Below are 17,701 nucleotides of genomic sequence, written 5' to 3' on the forward strand. Positions count from 1 at the left end.
GTAAAATCGATCAATAATTGCTGCTAAATGCTTGACAGGGGAGTTTTTGAAATATTGTCAATGATTCTTATCATACATTTGGTCGTTTTTTCAAGAAGGTCGATTCTAGCATATTCATTGGGAGAGTGTATTCTTGAGAAAATGTATGTCCCGCCAATTGAAATGCAGGGTGCTTTTAGCAAATCTATAAAGTCGAACATCGGTCCGGTTCCTGCAGATGAAATAGATATTATTGAATCTCCAAAAATTTCATTGGCAGAATTTTGAATTACTTTTACATATCGATTGTTTAGTTCTGTTCTACCAGCTGCTTCTCCGTGAATCTTTGTAACTTTAATATCATCAAAGCCATTTTCCTTAAGGTGATTTTGTAGCCTATTAAACTGCACCATTGGGTCCATGTTTGGAACCAATCTAAAGTCGATCTTTACCATTGCCTTTGAAGGAGTTATGGTTTTTGCCCCCGGTCCAGAATAGCCAGAATTTAATCCAGAAATATTGCATGTTGGTTCGCAAATTAAGGCCTTCTTGATTCCTTTTCCTTTAAGATTGTTGATGAATTTGCTGATACCGTACTCTTTTTTAAAACTGTCCTCATCAAAGGGTTCATTATCTACCACTATGTTTTCCTCTTTGGATAACTCTTTGACTTCTTTATACCAATCCTTTATCAATATTTTTCCCTTATCATCAACCATCGTTGATAATGCTTTTATGATTCTCCAAGCTGGATTTTCTATCAAAACTGCTAGACTTGAATGAACATCCCTGGATGCGCCTTGGGCAGTTAATTCCACGTATAATAGACCTTTCATCCCAAGACTGATAATGGGCTTTTGTTCCTGATCAACGTAACCAAATTCCCAAATAACTATATCGGCTTTAAATTTCTCATTGTACTTTTTTAGATACTTTGAGATGTTGTTACTTCCAATCTCTTCTTCTCCTTCCACTATGAACTTTATGTTTATTGGCACGTCGCCTAAATTTTTTAGAAAATATTCTATTGCTTTTAATCTAGTTACAAGTTCACCCTTGTCGTCTGAGGCGCCTCGTCCATAAATTAGATTGCCATCTACTGTGCCTTCAAACGGCTCATAATCCCACAGATCTATAGGCTCTTCTGGCTGGACATCATAGTGGTTATAAAACAATAAAGTCTTACCATTGGGATTAGATTTTGATTTGACCTCCCCATAAACTAATGGTGGTGGAATGCTACTAGAGTTTTTCTGATCACTTTCAAGAAGATGTAATAACTCTGCTTCTATCCCTATTCCTTTCATCATTTCAACGATTTCTTTAGCACATTCTTCCAGATTTTGCTTTCTTGCAGAAACACTTGGTATTTTTATCAACTTTTGTAGATCTGTTATTAATCCTTGAGTATCAATATCTATGGTCAAATTGTTTGAAGACATTAAGTATGTTGATGATAAATATTTCTTTAATATAAAAACTAAATTTTTTAGGCTCTAAACTTTGAGTCAGTTTTCTGGATTAATTCGGACTGCAAAAAATATCTGTCACATAAAACTACAGATATAAAATATTAAGAGAAACACCTGATAATCAGAAATTGTATTTATGAGTTCAGCATACAATCTATGGACAACCCTTGTGATTTAGAGATGAAAAGAAGCACTACTCTTGTTAGACGTTTTTGAGTGTTATGAAGCTGATCTAGCGGAGTCAATCAAGACAATGAAAGAAAAATTAGGTATCGAGTTTTAACTTTGAGTCTGTTGAAAAAAAGAAAGAAAGAGTGAGAGAGTTAGATTCCGTTAGAAATATCGAGAATAGATTAAAAACAAAATAGGTTAATTAGTTATTGATTAACTTCACTAGCTTTAGGTTTTGAGAATAGTTTCGTTTTTATCCTGTGAATTAATAGCCTGAGATTTGATGTGATCTTGTACGTTTGCATACGTATATGTATATACGAAGATGTACCACTTATTCTTTTACTATGTGACGAAACTTTTCAACTAACGAGTATTATCTGACGAAAGTTGACAGACAATAACTGACCAAGACATAAGACGTAAATTTGACAAAGCCTTTTTTTAATATATTTATATCCATGTGCTATTAAATTTTTTTATTGAGTAATGAAAATGACCATGAAAATTTAAAGAACATTTTTCTTTCACCGTCTTCTATAGCTGTAATAGGAGCTTCTGAAAAACCTGGAGTTGGCAAAGCCATTTTTTCTAATATTTTGAACGGCTACACTGGAAAGATCTATCCAATCACACCTTCAAGTTCTTCTGTTTTTAACATCAAAGCCTACAAAAGTGTACTGGATGTTGACGATAACATTGACCTTGCGGTAGTAGCCACTCCCAACCGAACAGTTCCTGCAGTTATGGAGGAAATTGGAAAAAAAAATATTAAATCATGTATTATTGTTTCTGCAGGTTTTAAGGAGGTTGATGAAAATGGTGCCAATCTGGAGCGACAAGTTCAAGAAATCGGCAAAAAATATGGAACAAGGATAATTGGTCCAAACTGTCTCGGAATCATGAGTTTAACCGATAAGAATCTGATGAATCTTACATTTTTAAAAATTACACCTAAACACGGTGAGATAGCCCTTGTTTCACAGAGTGGAGCTATTTGTGCAGCTACTGTAGAGGATGCCATTGCACAAGGAATAGGATTTTCCAAAGTAATAAGCATGGGAAACAAGGTCGATATGAATGAGACTGATATTCTTGAATTATTAGAAGATGATCCGTATACAAAGGTAATTGTGATGTACCTGGAGGATATCCATGATGGACGTAGATTTATGATCACTTCAAAGAGAATTACCCTGGAAAAGAAAAAACCCATCATTGTTCTAAAATCTGGAAGGACCCCTGAAGGAGCCAAAGCAGCAATGTCGCACACAGGTGCATTAATGGGCGCAGATGAAGTTTATGATGCTGTATTTAAGCAGGCTGGTGTGATTCGGGTTGATACCATGCAAGAATTGTTTGAATTAGCTACTGCGTTCTCAAAACAACCATTACCACTGGATAACAAAGGTGTTGTTATAGTTTCTAATGCTGGTGGACCTGCTATTATCTCTACTGATTCGTGTTCTAAATATAACATACAAATGGCAGACGTTTCTGGTTCGAGAGAAAACATATCAAAAGTTATTCCGCCACATGGATCTTCTCGAAATCCAGTTGATATAGTAGGCGATGCAGACTTTAATAGGTTTGAAAAGGTACTTGTTGAAGTATTATCTAATCCTAACGTTGGTTCTGTGGTAACGATGTGTACTCCATCTGCAACTTTAGATTACAATGAATTGGCAAGAACAATAATCCGAACATCAAAGGATAGCGGAAAAACTATGCTGGCAGCCTTGATGGGACTAGCAGAAGGAGTTGAAAATAAGAGTATACTATCTGAAGGGGGTGTACCTCACTTTATGTATGCCGAACCAGCGATTAGAACACTAGATTCAATGTACAAGTTTGGCAAATGGTTAAACAGCAAGAAGGAGCCTATACCTACATTTTCTGTTGATAAAGAGAGGGTCAAGAATGTTTTGTCAAGTGTATACAGCCAGGGAAGAACGAACCTCCTAGAAGATGAAGGCTATTCGGTGCTTCAAGCATATGGATTTCCGGTTCCCAAGAGCACATTGGTAAATAACACAGATGAGGCTGTTAAGGCTGCAGAAGAAATAGGATTTCCTGTGGTCATGAAGATATCATCTAAAGATATCATACATAAGTCAGAATCAGGCGGTGTAAAAGTCGGTTTAAAGAATCCAGATGACGTTAAAAATGCATATACTACAATCTTGTCCAATGTGAAGAATTACAATGCAAATGCAAAAATTGAAGGTGTATTGGTTCAGGAGATGGTTACAAATTCCAAGGAATTGATCCTTGGTGCAAAACAAGATAAATTATTTGGACCGTTACTGATGTTTGGACTAGGAGGTATCTACGTTGAGATTTTAAAGGATGTAAATTTCCGACTTGCTCCCATTTCTGAATCCGAAGCAAGAGAAATGATCGAATCTATTAAAACAATTTCATTACTAAAAGGAGCTAGAGGCGAAAAATCATCTGACATCGCATCGGTGGTTGACTGCCTACTGCGACTCTCTCAGTTACTTGTAGACTTTCCAGAAATTGAGGAATTTGACATAAATCCGCTGCTTGTGTTAGAAGAGGGACGTGGCTCAAGAGTAGTTGATGTAAGAATTGGATTAAGAAAATAGTTACTCCAATTTTTTGCCACACTCTTCGCAGAATACCGATTCTGCTTCGTTGCTATGATTACAATTACTGCAAATTTTTCCATGCGATTCTGACCCGGCTGATGATAAGGATGCATATGTGTTTGCAGGGTCTTTTGATATGTTACCCGTATTGGAGCTCGATGACGATAGAATAATTATGTCCCCAATTTTTGAGATCCTATTCCATGGAATCTCACTAATGGAAGAGTTCTCTGAATCTTTTACTTTGAAACTGAATTCGACTTTTCCATCTGGTGTTTTTCTTAAACCTATCTCATCTACCCTGCCTATTAATCGTGCATTATGATCATAAGTTAGCATACCTGTTATTTGTTCAATTTGAATATAGTCAGATCTTGAATCCATGCCTTTGTCATTGCCGCCAGTAGTAGCAGCATTAGCAGCTCCTACCTCCACAACAGAGGAAGAAGAAGAAGCATCTTGTTGTTTTTCTTCTTTAACAGTATTTTCTGCAGATTCGCTTGCAACTTTTGTTTTTGAGGTTGTTATTGCTTGTTCTCCTTCTTCCTCTTTTGTTCCATTATTATTATTATTGTAATCAATTTTTGATTGGGAATTTTTGTCATCTTCTTTTTCATTACTAGAAGACTCGTTAAATTTTCTATACTGGGCTATTACATAATTACATGTTTTGCATTTGTATTCCCCTTTTTCAATTAATATTATATTTTCACCCAAATCTTCATTTGGATTTTCAAATTCAATATTGGGTCCTCCTTGATACTCTTTTTCACATTTATTACAATAATATTTCTTGAATCTGTTGTCTTCTAACCTACCAATACCTGCTAAAAAGAGCTCGGGACCGCCCAAATTTGCTTTCTTTTGTTCATCATCACTTACCTTTGCTATTGCGTATCCTCCAGAACCTCTTAATTTTTTTTCTACAAGTGATTTATCTTTACTCATGATTGCAAGGCCAATTAAACGGTGAAATTCAAACAATATATAGGTATCTTGATTGTTTACTTTTTTGCAAAATTGATTAAAGTGATTAATCAGGACCTACTATGGGTAGCGCCTTACCCGCTGGCAAAGTTATAAGCCGATCCTGTTGTTCCTTATCTATTCTTTCAAATTCGATTGTCATTTCAATAGGTGCATTATATCTCAAACTCAATTCCTCTGCAAGCTGTGCTATGGATTCTTTATCTGCAAATTCTTTTGAACCCTGTAAGAATCCTCTTGTCTGTCTGAAGAGTATTTTTCCACCATACTTTGAATTTAGAAAATTAGCGATATCTTGAACTTTATCGTAGGGTATCTCATTAAAGTAAAAACAAATGCCATTTACTGGTTCTTTATCAAAAGGGGTGCCATATCTATACCAAAATACTCCAAAATGCTCATGCTCGCCTTGTAAACATTTTATCTCCCAGTGATTTGCGTTATCAATAGGGTATGTTCCATTCCTTAATTCGTCTAGGTTAAGTCTCCAATATCTTACGCGCATGTTATAACTATGGATTAAATAAAGTATTTTATATTTGTAGATTCAATTCCCTGTCATTTTTGTAGCACTTTAAAATATCATGATGCCGTAATAGGAGACCTTCTTACTCAAATTAACAAACAATATCTTAATACAATATTATCCATGGGGAGAAATTTACAAACTATTATAAAACGTCGCAAATTTTTCTAAATCTGCTTTGGATAATAGATTAGAGTTGTTAATGGAAATGGAACAACATTTTGATAACAAAGATGAAGAGTATTTTAAAAAATTAGTCAATCATGATGATTTGGTAATAAGGACTAGAGCCGTATGCATATTGGCCGATATTTCTGGAGAAAAAGCTATCGATTCTATAGGACAAGTCTTGTTAAATGATTCAGACCAGCTAGTAAGACATGAAGCAGCATTTTCGCTGGGCCAATTGGGGTTTAAGAGAGGAATAGAAGCATTATCAAGAGCAGTGTTAAATGATCCCAGTTTTTTTGTAAGACATGAAGCAGCAGTGGCGTTAGGTGTTATAGGGTCAGAGGAAGCCAGAAAAACTCTTGAACAGGCACTCAATGATGATGAGAGTGAGGAGGTAAAGGAGTCTGCTATGATAGCGCTGGCAAATTTAGATTACATATCACATGTAAAAAGAACAAACAAGTTTACAACCTTGACAGGCGGATAATAATTCTAATTTTAGCAAAAAGCAAAAATAAAGAAAATCTTCTAAACCAAAGAAGAGAAAGGACAAGATAACAACACATCTTCTATTCACTTTCTACCGGTGGACTGACGACGACAATAACAAAATGATCGACAAATTAATATTGATTCTACAAAAAATATGATTATACTATATGTCTGATCCCAAACAAGATGAAGGTTTGATAATGTTACTTGAAGAACAAGTAAACGAATTTAATCAATGGCGTATGAAAAATCTCACCTTAAAATTAGACTATACTGGTGCTGATTTTTCAAATAAGGATATGTCTAATGCATATCTTAATGGCATAAATTTTACCGAATGTAATTTTTCAAATTCAATAGTGAATGGTACTAATTTCGTGCAAGCTAATTTAGCAAATACCGATTTTGAGAGTTCTGATATGTCTGGAGCTTTGATAATGTACTCTGTACTAAAGGACTCTAATCTTGCCAAGAGTCAATTAACCAATACCAATTTTATGTGGTCAGATTTGCAGGGGGTGGACCTCCGTGAAAGTATCTTGGATAAAACAATCTTTGTCGAGGCTAATCTTACTAATGCTAAAACTGAGAATTTAGATAAAAGCAAAGCATTTTTGAAGTTCGCTAAGCTTGATGGAACAACTTGGCAACAGTAACAGAATTTGTTTCCTTAACAGTTTTACTAAAACAGATTTCATAATGTAATTCCTGTGGATAAACACTCTATAGACTAACAGATAACAGTATCCAATTTCAGGTATACTGAATTCATCCTCTAAACTAACAGTATGATATCGACTTGATAGACTATACATAATAGGATTAGGATTTCAACATAGTCATCATAATATATTGAGATATTGGGTTGGTTAGTTTGTTTCTTGATCAAGTTGTTAACCTTACATAACTCGAATAGCTATCATATATTGATACGCAATAGACGGACTAGACCATTATGATTAAAGTGCAGGAGTACTAGCTGTCATTTCCTTTCATCATTATTAGATTTTATCATAATTATGGAAAAGAACTTTTTTTGCTGTTGTTGATTTATCAGATATTATAGGTTTTCCAATTCTTCCAATGATGGTGGGATTGAATTTATGCTTGGCTAGCTCTTCAACTATCGTTGGAGCAAGATCCTTGGACACAATTATCAGGTTGGTATCTGAAGTTGACGCACCAATATTGGCTATTAGATGCTCCTTTGCCAAAAACGTAGAGACGTCTTTGTCTACATATGGTATTTGTTGTTGGTCGATTACCACCTCTTTATTTATTAATTGTGATAGTTCCTTAAACGAGGAAATACCATTCTTTGAAATCGGGTGTGTTACTAATATATTGGAATTTACGTCAAATTCATTTTCAAAATCTGGCAGATACTTTGAAACAATTCTTCCAAGCGATAACCTTGGTTCTGTAAGATTTTTTAATGCCAGATCCTTTAGCTGAATTACTTTCTCTAAATCTATTCCATAGCTATTCATTTTTTTCAAAACTATTTCATTATCTAGGGTAGAAATTATGTACAGCCCTAAACAAGCTAATAGTCCTATTTTATCAGTAACTATTATCTGCATATCTTGTTGTACTAGATCATATTTATTGGGTAACTCTTTGTGAGTATTGCCCACAGCTGTGGTACCAAAAAAAAGACTTCCTAATTTCAAAGAACTATAGTCTTCAAAAGTAAAGTTGTATTTTATTGTAAAACTATCGATATTTTTCCTAATTTCATCAAGCATTTCATCGTTTGGAGCGTCATAGATAGGATAAAGTTTTATATCTTTGGTACATCCAACAAGATTCAAAAGATTTATCGCCTCTGTGAGAGATATTTCCATATGAATTGGAGATCTTATAGATTGGGTAACATCTGTTGCCTGGGTGTTAGAATTAGTTACAACGGTATATCCAGTTTTGTTCCCTCTGTGAGACTTTATATGATCAAATAATATAAAATGAAAATCTTTTTTGACATTTGTAGGAATAATGGATAACTTATCTATCTCAATTTTTGAATCAATCGAATTTGATATTTTCTTTATTTCCTCAACTATAAGGTCGTCGTCATAGACTACGTTTTTACCATATTTTAATATCGTAACGGCCTTTTTAGTCTTTAAATCCTCGTGTCTGAGCTCCTCATCGACTTTATAAATTCTCCTAATTATTTCTGCCTCTTTTTTTTCTGGATAGTGAAAATAACTATAGTAACTAGGTATTGTTATTCTTAAATTATTTCTTTTAAATTCATTAGCAATGTTATCATAATGTTTTAACTCATTGGAACAATCGGGTAACCATCTCAACGGATCAAAGCCCAGATTTTTATACTCTGAAAATAATTCCCACTTTTCTAAACTCAGACCCTTAATTCACCTACCACGAGTTCTATTTACTAGGATACTCTCCCTAATAAACTAGATGTCATTCCATTCCATTCTATTGCATCTACATAACGCTTAAGATGAGATAATGTTATATGAGTTAAATCATTAATTATTATTACGTTGTCGTCCAATACCGCTGATATTATTAGAAAAACCGAATTTATGAACCGTTTTTCTGCAGATCCCGATAAATTTGAAGCAGAATCTGCAGAAGAGATTTTATCTATGTCTCTTGAGACTTTTGCTCCAAAAATCGCTTTTGCATCCAGCTTTGGAGCAGAAGATGTGGTAGTAATCGATTTGATGCATAAGGTTTATGGTGACAAAATCCGGGTTTTTACGTTGGATACGGGCAGGCTCAATCCTGAAACCTATGATGTAATGGACCAGATACGAGAAAAATATTCCATATCTATCGAGACCATGTTTCCAGACTATTTGGAAGTTGAAAAAATGGTTACAGAAAATGGCTTCAATCTAATGTACGACAGTATAGAAAAAAGAAAATTGTGCTGTGCAATTCGTAAAGTTCATCCATTAAGAAGAATGCTAAAAACTCTAGATGCGTGGATAACTGGATTGAGACGTGATCAGACTGCTACACGATCTGATGTAAAAAAAATTGAACTAGACGCTTCAAATAACAACATTGTCAAGATCAATCCTATTGTGGATTGGACCAATGATATGGTCTGGGACCACATAAATAAGAATGATGTCCCTTACAATAAATTACATGACAAGGGCTATCCGAGTATAGGCTGTGCCCCATGTACTCGTGCAATAAAACCCGGTGAAGACTTGAGAGCCGGCAGATGGTGGTGGGAAAATGATTTTCATAAAGAATGTGGTTTGCATTGGAACAAGTGATATGATTAGGAGAAGAAGATGAAGAAGAAGAAAAAAGAATGAAATAGCCTACTTATTAATTCATAAAATAATGCCTGCTGTTACTAGACCACACGGTGGTAGTTTAACAAATAATTTTGTAGATATATCCAAAATCGACAAGGATCTTTTTACTTTAGATGTAGATATTGGACTAAGAAAGGAAATCGAAAATATTTCTTTTGGAATATTTAGTCCCTTGAAGGGATTCTTAAATGAGCAAGATTTCCTTAACGTTGTTAGTAAAGGCAGACTTGCCAATGATTTACCTTGGACGATTCCTATTGTACTGGATGCTGACGAGGAAGCAGCAAAAAAAGCCAAGGATTCCTCTCAAATTGCATTCAGAAGCAGCAACAACAACAATGATAATAACCAAATCTTTGCAGTTATGAATGTAGAAGATGTCTATAGCTTTGACAAAAAAGCCAGTGCAAAGTCAGTATTTCAAACAGATGATCCTGTGCATCCTGGTTTCCAAAAGTTTGTTACAATGAAAGATAAACTTATTGGAGGCAAAGTAAGTGTTGTTGGTCCTTCTTCTTCTGCTAATAGTTTTGACGGCAAATTTCGTCTAACTCCCTCAGAATCAAGAAAAAAGATCCAAGATCAGGGTTGGGAGAGTACCGTTGCATTTCAAACCCGAAACGTTCCTCATGTGGCTCACGAAATGTTACAAAAAGCTGCATTGAATATTTTTGACGGTTTATTCATAAATCCCTTAATAGGCAAGAAAAAGAAAGGCGATTTTAAGGACGATGTGATTCTTAATTCATATACTGTTTTAATAGATAATTATTATCCCAAATCTAGAATCATATTTTCTACGTTACATACGGAAATGAAATATGCCGGACCAAGAGAAGCTATTCACCATGCAATTATGCGTCAGAATTTCGGCTGTTCTCATATTATTATTGGAAGAGATCATGCCGGTGTTGGTAACTACTACTCTCCTTTTGCTGCACATGAAATCTTTAAGGATTATCCAGAACTAGAAATCAAACCGATTTTTTTCCCCGCCTTTTACTTTTGTAAAAAGTGTCAAGGCTATGTAAATGAACGTACGTGTCCACATGAAGGGTCTGACTTTAGAGAAGAATTATCTGGAACTAAAATGCGGAAAATGTTTTCCTCCGGAGAATTACCACCTTCACATTTGATGCGTCCTGAAATTTCCAAAGTCATTTTATCATATTCGGAGCCATTTGTTGAATAGTATTGAGGTATGTATTCTACAAATATATACTCGATTTACGGAAAAACAACATATATGATATTTAATTTTAGAAAAATATTCCCCTCTTTTCATAATTGTCACTACTATTGTCTATTGATTATTGTTTTATCTATCGCACTAGTTAGTATTTCTTTTCAAAATTTTTCATTCTCTCAAATGCAAGCTAATAGTTCTCAAGACTTACAAACAATCAAAACTAATACTTCTGAAAATTTTGTAATACCATTTGGCGATACCAATAATGATAGACGAAATCCTGTTGAATATGTTTTTGACGAACCAAAGTCAAGTAATTGGATTATTTCAATATACAATAATCTTAGCTACTATAATAGCCCTGATTCAAAAACCATCATTAAACTTCAGGAAAGACCTCCCAGTGAAAAATTTGTTGAATTGATGTTATTTGGTAATCAATCAAAGAGATTTATTGTATCTGTTAATACAAATGACACCGGATACATTCGAATGTATGAAAACAATCAAAATGGGTGGTCTACAGACGGTCCGGTAATTGTATCTCATGCTAACGTCCAGGGATTGACTGTGACCAATGGAAAAAGAATTGTATTAGATAAACTAGGAATGGAAGGTTTTGATGTGGGCTCGATTAGCGTGTACGGTAAGGATGATTCGGCCAGTCCAGATTCCACATTCGCTGGTTCTGTTCAATTCCAGGTACTTAGTGGTGACTATTCTCAATCCGTGCTTTATTATATGCCTCTGATAATGGTTGTGGTTGTAGGCGGAGCAGTAATAACTTTACTAGTTCTAAAGAAGCGGCGTTAAGCTGAGTGTAAACATGGGAATTGACCAAAGAGAAGAGTAAGTACCAACTCTCTTCTCTATTTTTCCTACTTCCTTATTTCTCTCTATTTTCCCTTTCGCTGGTTACTACACAACTTGAAAAAATCATTGAATATGCTGTAATAATAGTATTAGTAGTTGCACTAAATAGAATTGTTTAATTAGTTATTGTGTTTTTGCGCTCGTGCTTTCCACTTTAGTCTCATCTGAGTAATATTTACAGATCTTCCTCAAATTACAGTAATTGCATTTGGGTTTTAGCGGTAGACAAATATTTTGACCGTATCTCACAAATATTGAATTTAACCTAATCCAGTGTTTTTTGTCTGCATGTTTGCTCAATTCTTTCTCTGTTTCTTGAGGTGTTTTTGTATTATCAACAAGCCCCAATCTGTTAGAAATCCTGTGAACATGAGTATCCACAGGTATTGCTGATTTTTGAAAAGCATATACCAGTACACAATTGGCAGTTTTTCTTCCAACTCCTGGCAGCTTTAACAATTCTTCTTCGTTATCTGGTACTATCCCTTGAAATTTGCTTTCAATGATTTTTGCAACTTCTTTGATTCGAATTGCTTTGACATTGTAAAAACCCACTGATGAGATTTCCTTTTTGATATCCTCTGGATTAGCTTTTGAAATATCTTTGACTCCTTTATACCTTTTAAATAATCTTGTTAACGCCTTTGTGGTGTTTTCATCTCTTGTTCTGGAAGAAAGAATTGTGCCTATCAGAATTTTGAATGGATCGCCACTCTCACTCTTGTGTAAATCTTCTAGAGCTGTCATTCGTAAAAAATTGTTGGAATTTAATGCACTTTCCATCTCGTCAATTATACGGGACAGATCATGCATTTGTCATTATCATTGTCTCTTCTTTATTCTTGCTCTTCCTGTCTTTCTAGGTGAAATATTGCCTACTTTAGCACCAGGTGGGGTATTTCTTCCAACAGATGATGGGTGACCAATGTGTTGGTGTCTTCCTCCTCCGTGTGGGTGATAAACCGCGGCTTGGGCAATTCCTCTTACCACTGGATATAATCTTCCTCTTGACTGCATGAATTTGGCCTTATTTCCTGCCTTAAGGAATGGTTTTTCTCCCTTACCCCCTCCAGCAATAATCCCAATCATTGCGCGACATCTGGGATTCATATCTAATATCATACCAGACGGAAACTTTATTTTTACACTGTCAATTGAGTGTGAAAATACTATTGCCGATGATCCGGCGGCTTTAATCATTTTTCCACCATCACCATAGTGTCTTTCTATATTACATACTACAGTTCCATCAGGAATTGTACCAAGGTCAAGAATATTTTTAGGTACCGGTTTTGCTCCATTTCCTATCTCGATTTTACTTCCTACGGCTGTACCTTCTGTAGCCGGAACATAATAATAATTATTATCATCAAATTTAATTTTAGCAACTGGTGCATCTCTTCCTCGTTCGTGTACTAGATCCATTACGATACCGTTATGAAGTTCGCTAATTTCAAAATTAGGATACTTAGTGGGAGCTATTTTTCCAGTGATGATTGCTCTGAATTGTTTGCCTCCTCTGCCTCTTCTTCGTACTAATGTCCTTTTTCCCAATTAAATCTATATACCGATCTAAGAGTCCCGCTATTAAATTTATTCTTAGATACAATAAACCCAAATTCATGTATGTTGTATTAACGAAATTGACCACATTTATCTGAAATATCTTTTAATTAAGGAATATCTTGTGCGGGTATCAGCTAAATAAATAATAAAGTTATAAGGAGTCACGACGTTATAGTATTGTAATTATGAGCCAAAACACCATATCACTAAAGGTGCTTGAAGCATATACCCGAGACGTAGGCCGTGGTGTTGCTAGAATTGATTATGATTCTATGGATGCTTTGAGCGCATCTACAGGTGATGTCGTGGAAATAAGGGGTAAACGTAAGACTGTTGCAAAGTGTTTACCTCTGTATCCTTCAGATGAAGGTAAGGGTATCATACGAGTTGATGGTCTTGTCAGAAACAATGCGGGAGTGGCTATTGGTGACACTGTAATTGTTAGAAAGATAAAGGCAGTTCCTGCAGAAAAGGTGATTGTAGCACCATTAGAAGCTATTCCACCAATCGATGAACGATACCTTGCAGATGCACTTGAAAGCGTACCTCTTATAAAAGGTGATAATGTGATGGTGCCTTACTTTGGCGGTAGATTAACATTTCAAGTAATAGGGGTAACTCCAGGTCCTGGTGTTGACGCTGTTTTAGTCACACAAAAAACTGTATTTCATATTGCTGAACGTGGAGAAACACTCCGTGGAGTACCACAAGTAACATACGAAGATATTGGAGGCTTAAAGGAGGAAGCCCAAAAGGTTCGAGAAATGATAGAGCTTCCTCTTAGGCATCCTGAAATATTTGAAAAGTTGGGTATAGAAGCACCCAAAGGAGTATTGTTGTATGGTCCTCCAGGTACTGGTAAAACATTACTAGCAAAGGCTGTTGCGAATGAAAGCAACGCGCACTTTGTAAGTATTTCAGGTCCAGAAATTATGAGTAAATTCTATGGTGAATCAGAAGCAAGATTGCGTGAGATATTTAAAGAAACCAAAGAAAAAGCCCCTTCTATCATGTTTATAGACGAAATAGACTCTATTACTCCAAAACGTGAGGAAGTAACTGGAGAAGTTGAAAGAAGAGTTGTATCTCAATTACTATCGTTGATGGATGGATTAGAAGCAAGAGGCAAAGTCATTGTTATAGCAGCTACAAACAGACCCAACGCTATTGACCCAGCACTCAGAAGACCCGGAAGATTTGACAGGGAAATTGAAATCAAAGTTCCAGATAAACGAGGTAGATTAGAAATATTGCAAATCCATACCCGAAATATGCCATTAGATTCTGATGTCAATCAAGAAAAGATTGCATCTGTAAGCCATGGATTTGTTGGTGCAGATTTAGAATATTTATGTAAAGAGGCTGCAATGAAATGTCTGCGTAGGTTATTACCAGAGCTTAATCTTGAAGATGAGAAAATTAATCCTGAAGTATTAAATAAACTGGTTGTTACAATGACTGATTTTGAAAACGCAATAAAGGAAGTCATGCCATCGGCCATGAGAGAGGTATACCTAGAGTCCCCAGACGTTGAATGGGCTGACATTGGTGGATTAGATGAAGTCAAAAAAGAGTTACAAGAGGCAGTAGAATGGCCACTAAGATATCCTGACCTTTATACAAAATTGGGCCACTCTAATCCTAAAGGAATTTTGATGCATGGTCCATCTGGGACTGGAAAAACGATGCTTGCTAAAGCAGTCGCAACAGAATCAGAAGCCAACTTTATCAGTGTCAAAGGACCAGAATTGTTATCAAAGTGGGTAGGAGAATCAGAAAGAGGAATCCGAGAAATCTTTAGACGTGCGAGACAGGCAGCACCCTGTGTTGTTTTCTTTGATGAGATCGATTCTATTGCTCCAGTTAGAGGTCTGGGTGGCGATAGCATGGTAACCGAAAGAGTTGTTTCTCAACTTTTAACAGAATTAGATGGAATTCAAGAATTAAGCAGTGTTGTCATAATTGCTGCGACTAATCGTTCAGACATGATAGACCCAGCTTTGCTAAGACCAGGTAGGTTTGACAAGATCGTGTACGTTCCGTTACCTGATAAGGCTACTAGGAAGAAAATTTTAGAAATCCATGTAAATGAAAAGCCTATTTCCGAAGTGGTCGATTTTGAAAGAATTGCCGAACTTACTGATGGATTCAGCGGTGCCGATGTATCTGCCGTAGCCAACACTGCAATATCTCTAGTACTGCATGAATATCTTCAAAAATATAGCAGTCCAGAAGATGCTGCAAAACATGCTTCAGAAGCACATGTGACTATGAAGCATTTTGAGGATGCTGTAAAGAAGATAAAAACTCAGAGAGATAGTAAATCAGGTGAAAAAGTTACCGTACCATATTATAGATAATTTTTCCATTTTCTTCTGACATTTATTTTTTTTATTACTTGAAAAAAACTATAATCTTGCAATTTTTATTTACTTTTTATAACTGTTATTATAAAATATTTAACTTACAGAACAAAATAAAAATAATTTTTGGGGGCAATGTTTTTAAGTTTAATCTCTTTGAATAAATTTCACAAAAAGAATGGTTGAAAATGTAGTACAGATTATTCAAAACAAAAAATCATTGTCAAAGACAAATCGTTTTATTACAAACGAGGAGATAAATCAGTTAGTCAAGGAACACGGCACTCCTTTATATTTAGTAGATGAAGGAACATTGCATGAAAAGGTTTTAGAACTTAGGAACGCTTATAAAAAATTTCATGGTCATGATGTAGAGATTGCATATTCAATTAAAGCCAATTTTAATCCATCTATTCTAAAAACATTCATGAAGGATAATATCACATTCGATCTTACATCCCTTGGCGAATTGTTCTTCATTAGAGAACTAAAAATTAATCCTGAGAATATTATCTATACGAGCGTAACAGAAGAATTGGAAGAGTACAAACAGGTATTATCTTACGGTGTTAAGAGAGTTGTAGTTAGCTCATACTTTGGATTAATTAATTTATCCCAGGCTGCCAATATTGTGGGTGTTATTCCGAAGGTAATGGTGCGGATAAATCCTGAAGTGGGTGTTAAAGCCGAGGTACGCGCATCTTACAAAAATGGCAAGTTTGGAGTTCCTTTAAATGGTGGAAAGGTTGATTCGGCATATTATATAGTTAAATCAATATTTAGCAGCCGTCCGAATCTAGAGTTTGAGGGATTTCATTTTCATCTTGGATCTCAAATTACAAACTTTATATGCTATGTTAATGCCCTGGAAAGATTACACTCACTTTTAAACAAACTTAAGAAAGAGATTCCCAATTTTTCATTCAAGACTTTGGATATCGGAGGTGGAACCCCGGTTTTCTACAACGAACCCGTTCCTACTCCACAGGAAATGGCTTCTATATATTTAGATAAATTGAATAACTTGGTATCGTATCATGGTAAATTTACACTAATGATAGAAAGTGGTCGGTTCCTTGTGGCAGAATCTTCTCTGATGGTTTCAAAAATAGTCAATACCAAAGAATACAATGATCACAAGATAGTGATTTTGGATACCGGTTATCATTTATTGTTAGATGCTGCATTGCTCAAGCAAGAATATCCACAAGAAATCGTATCAAATAAGAGTAACAATAACCATCTCTACTTTTCATCAAATTCTAACAAACAGTATACAGGAAAGAATATTCAGCTTGCAGGACGATTGTGTGATACATTTGATGTTTTTCCAACATCAAAATTATCTGATTTATCGTATGCAAATATAGGCAATTACGTTTTGTTTTACAATGTCGGCGCATATTCTCTGGTTTTTAACATGCCCTTTCATTGTCAGACTAAACCACCAGTACTAATGAAAACATGCGACGGTGATATAAAATTAATAAGAAAAGGCACCACCTTTAACGATCTGTACATAGAAGAAGGCGGATTAATTTCTTAATTTTATTTATACATACAGTTGTGTATACATACAGGTGTTTGGAGAGTTGATGATTTTATTTGACAAAAGATACTAGAGTTCATATTTTCGTTAGCGGAAAAGTTCAGGGCGTTTATTATCGTCAGAACACACTACAAAAGGCACAAGAATTAGGCATTTTTGGCTGGGTCAGAAATTTGTCGGATGGACGAGTGGAATCTGTGATGGAGGGCAGTAGAGCTGATATTGATAAAATGTTGGCCTGGTGTAAAGAAGGTCCCCTTGGTGCCAAAGTAGAAGAAGTTAAATTCATTGATGAACCATATAAAAATGAATTTTCGACTTTTGATATAATCAAATCCCTCTAATTGTAATCATACACGCACTCACCCATCCACCCATTCACCCACACACGGGCACACATTTATCGTCGCGTGAGTGATTATTTTTTTATTGCTGTAGCA

General features: G+C 35.4%; 15 protein-coding genes. 9 read left to right on the top strand and 6 right to left on the bottom strand.

Annotated elements, in window-relative coordinates; genetic code table 11:
* Positions 1-23 precede the first annotated feature (23 nt).
* Positions 24-1,421 carry a M20/M25/M40 family metallo-hydrolase gene (locus tag ACMT7R_RS08070; protein ID WP_415311102.1) on the bottom strand — a complete coding sequence of 466 codons (1,398 nt, stop codon included), beginning with the start codon at positions 1,419-1,421 and terminating at the stop codon, positions 24-26.
* A 683-nt stretch (positions 1,422-2,104) separates the two neighbouring features.
* Between ACMT7R_RS08070 and ACMT7R_RS08075 the strand changes: the two genes are divergently transcribed.
* Positions 2,105-4,231: an acetate--CoA ligase family protein gene (locus ACMT7R_RS08075; RefSeq protein ID WP_415311103.1), complete on the top strand. Its 2,127-nt coding sequence runs from the start codon at positions 2,105-2,107 to the stop codon at positions 4,229-4,231.
* Here the strand turns inward: ACMT7R_RS08075 and ACMT7R_RS08080 are convergent, their stop codons facing one another.
* Positions 4,232-5,182: a hypothetical protein gene (locus ACMT7R_RS08080; RefSeq protein WP_415311104.1), complete on the bottom strand. Its 951-nt coding sequence runs from the start codon at positions 5,180-5,182 to the stop codon at positions 4,232-4,234.
* 85 nt (positions 5,183-5,267) lie between these two features.
* Positions 5,268-5,726, bottom strand: coding sequence for a hypothetical protein (locus ACMT7R_RS08085; RefSeq protein ID WP_415311105.1), 459 nt, complete (start codon positions 5,724-5,726; stop codon positions 5,268-5,270).
* A 199-nt stretch (positions 5,727-5,925) separates the two neighbouring features.
* Between ACMT7R_RS08085 and ACMT7R_RS08090 the strand changes: the two genes are divergently transcribed.
* Positions 5,926-6,405: a HEAT repeat domain-containing protein gene (locus ACMT7R_RS08090; RefSeq protein WP_415311106.1), complete on the top strand. Its 480-nt coding sequence runs from the start codon at positions 5,926-5,928 to the stop codon at positions 6,403-6,405.
* A 172-nt stretch (positions 6,406-6,577) separates the two neighbouring features.
* Positions 6,578-7,066: a pentapeptide repeat-containing protein gene (locus ACMT7R_RS08095; protein ID WP_415311107.1), complete on the top strand. Its 489-nt coding sequence runs from the start codon at positions 6,578-6,580 to the stop codon at positions 7,064-7,066.
* A gap of 345 nt (positions 7,067-7,411) precedes the next feature.
* Here ACMT7R_RS08095 and ACMT7R_RS08100 read toward each other — a convergent pair whose 3' ends face one another.
* Complete coding sequence (locus ACMT7R_RS08100) at positions 7,412-8,725, bottom strand: hypothetical protein (RefSeq protein ID WP_415311108.1); 1,314 nt, start codon at positions 8,723-8,725, stop codon at positions 7,412-7,414.
* Between the two features lie 243 nt (positions 8,726-8,968).
* Here ACMT7R_RS08100 and ACMT7R_RS08105 point away from each other — a divergent pair, with 243 nt between their 5' ends.
* The 3 genes from ACMT7R_RS08105 (at position 8,969) to ACMT7R_RS08115 (ending at position 11,723) form a co-directional block, all read left to right on the top strand.
* Positions 8,969-9,676, top strand: coding sequence for a phosphoadenylyl-sulfate reductase (locus tag ACMT7R_RS08105; RefSeq protein ID WP_415311660.1), 708 nt, complete (start codon positions 8,969-8,971; stop codon positions 9,674-9,676).
* A gap of 70 nt (positions 9,677-9,746) precedes the next feature.
* The gene (sat, locus tag ACMT7R_RS08110; protein ID WP_415311109.1) at positions 9,747-10,913 is read left to right on the top strand and encodes a sulfate adenylyltransferase; all 1,167 of its coding nucleotides are present in this window, start codon (positions 9,747-9,749) and stop codon (positions 10,911-10,913) included.
* A 177-nt stretch (positions 10,914-11,090) separates the two neighbouring features.
* Positions 11,091-11,723 carry a hypothetical protein gene (locus ACMT7R_RS08115; protein ID WP_415311110.1) on the top strand — a complete coding sequence of 211 codons (633 nt, stop codon included), beginning with the start codon at positions 11,091-11,093 and terminating at the stop codon, positions 11,721-11,723.
* Positions 11,724-11,906: 183 nt separating this feature from the next.
* Here ACMT7R_RS08115 and ACMT7R_RS08120 read toward each other — a convergent pair whose 3' ends face one another.
* Both ACMT7R_RS08120 and ACMT7R_RS08125 read right to left on the bottom strand, forming a co-directional pair.
* Complete coding sequence (locus ACMT7R_RS08120) at positions 11,907-12,596, bottom strand: endonuclease III domain-containing protein (RefSeq protein ID WP_415311111.1); 690 nt, start codon at positions 12,594-12,596, stop codon at positions 11,907-11,909.
* A 9-nt stretch (positions 12,597-12,605) separates the two neighbouring features.
* Positions 12,606-13,337 (bottom strand): 50S ribosomal protein L2, encoded by a 732-nt coding sequence (locus ACMT7R_RS08125; protein WP_415311112.1) that lies wholly within the window; start codon positions 13,335-13,337, stop codon positions 12,606-12,608.
* Between the two features lie 197 nt (positions 13,338-13,534).
* Between ACMT7R_RS08125 and ACMT7R_RS08130 the strand changes: the two genes are divergently transcribed.
* The 3 genes from ACMT7R_RS08130 (at position 13,535) to ACMT7R_RS08140 (ending at position 17,605) form a co-directional block, all read left to right on the top strand.
* Positions 13,535-15,709: a CDC48 family AAA ATPase gene (locus ACMT7R_RS08130; RefSeq protein WP_415311113.1), complete on the top strand. Its 2,175-nt coding sequence runs from the start codon at positions 13,535-13,537 to the stop codon at positions 15,707-15,709.
* A 181-nt stretch (positions 15,710-15,890) separates the two neighbouring features.
* Positions 15,891-17,258, top strand: coding sequence for a diaminopimelate decarboxylase family protein (locus ACMT7R_RS08135; protein WP_415311114.1), 1,368 nt, complete (start codon positions 15,891-15,893; stop codon positions 17,256-17,258).
* Positions 17,259-17,317: 59 nt separating this feature from the next.
* On the top strand, positions 17,318-17,605 hold the full coding sequence (locus ACMT7R_RS08140; RefSeq protein ID WP_415311115.1) for an acylphosphatase: 288 nt from the start codon (positions 17,318-17,320) through the stop codon (positions 17,603-17,605).
* Positions 17,606-17,701: the final 96 nt, after the last annotated feature.

Origin of the sequence: Candidatus Nitrosocosmicus sp. FF01 (genome assembly GCF_047711275.1) — an archaeon.
Lineage (GTDB): Archaea > Thermoproteota > Nitrososphaeria > Nitrososphaerales > Nitrososphaeraceae > Nitrosocosmicus.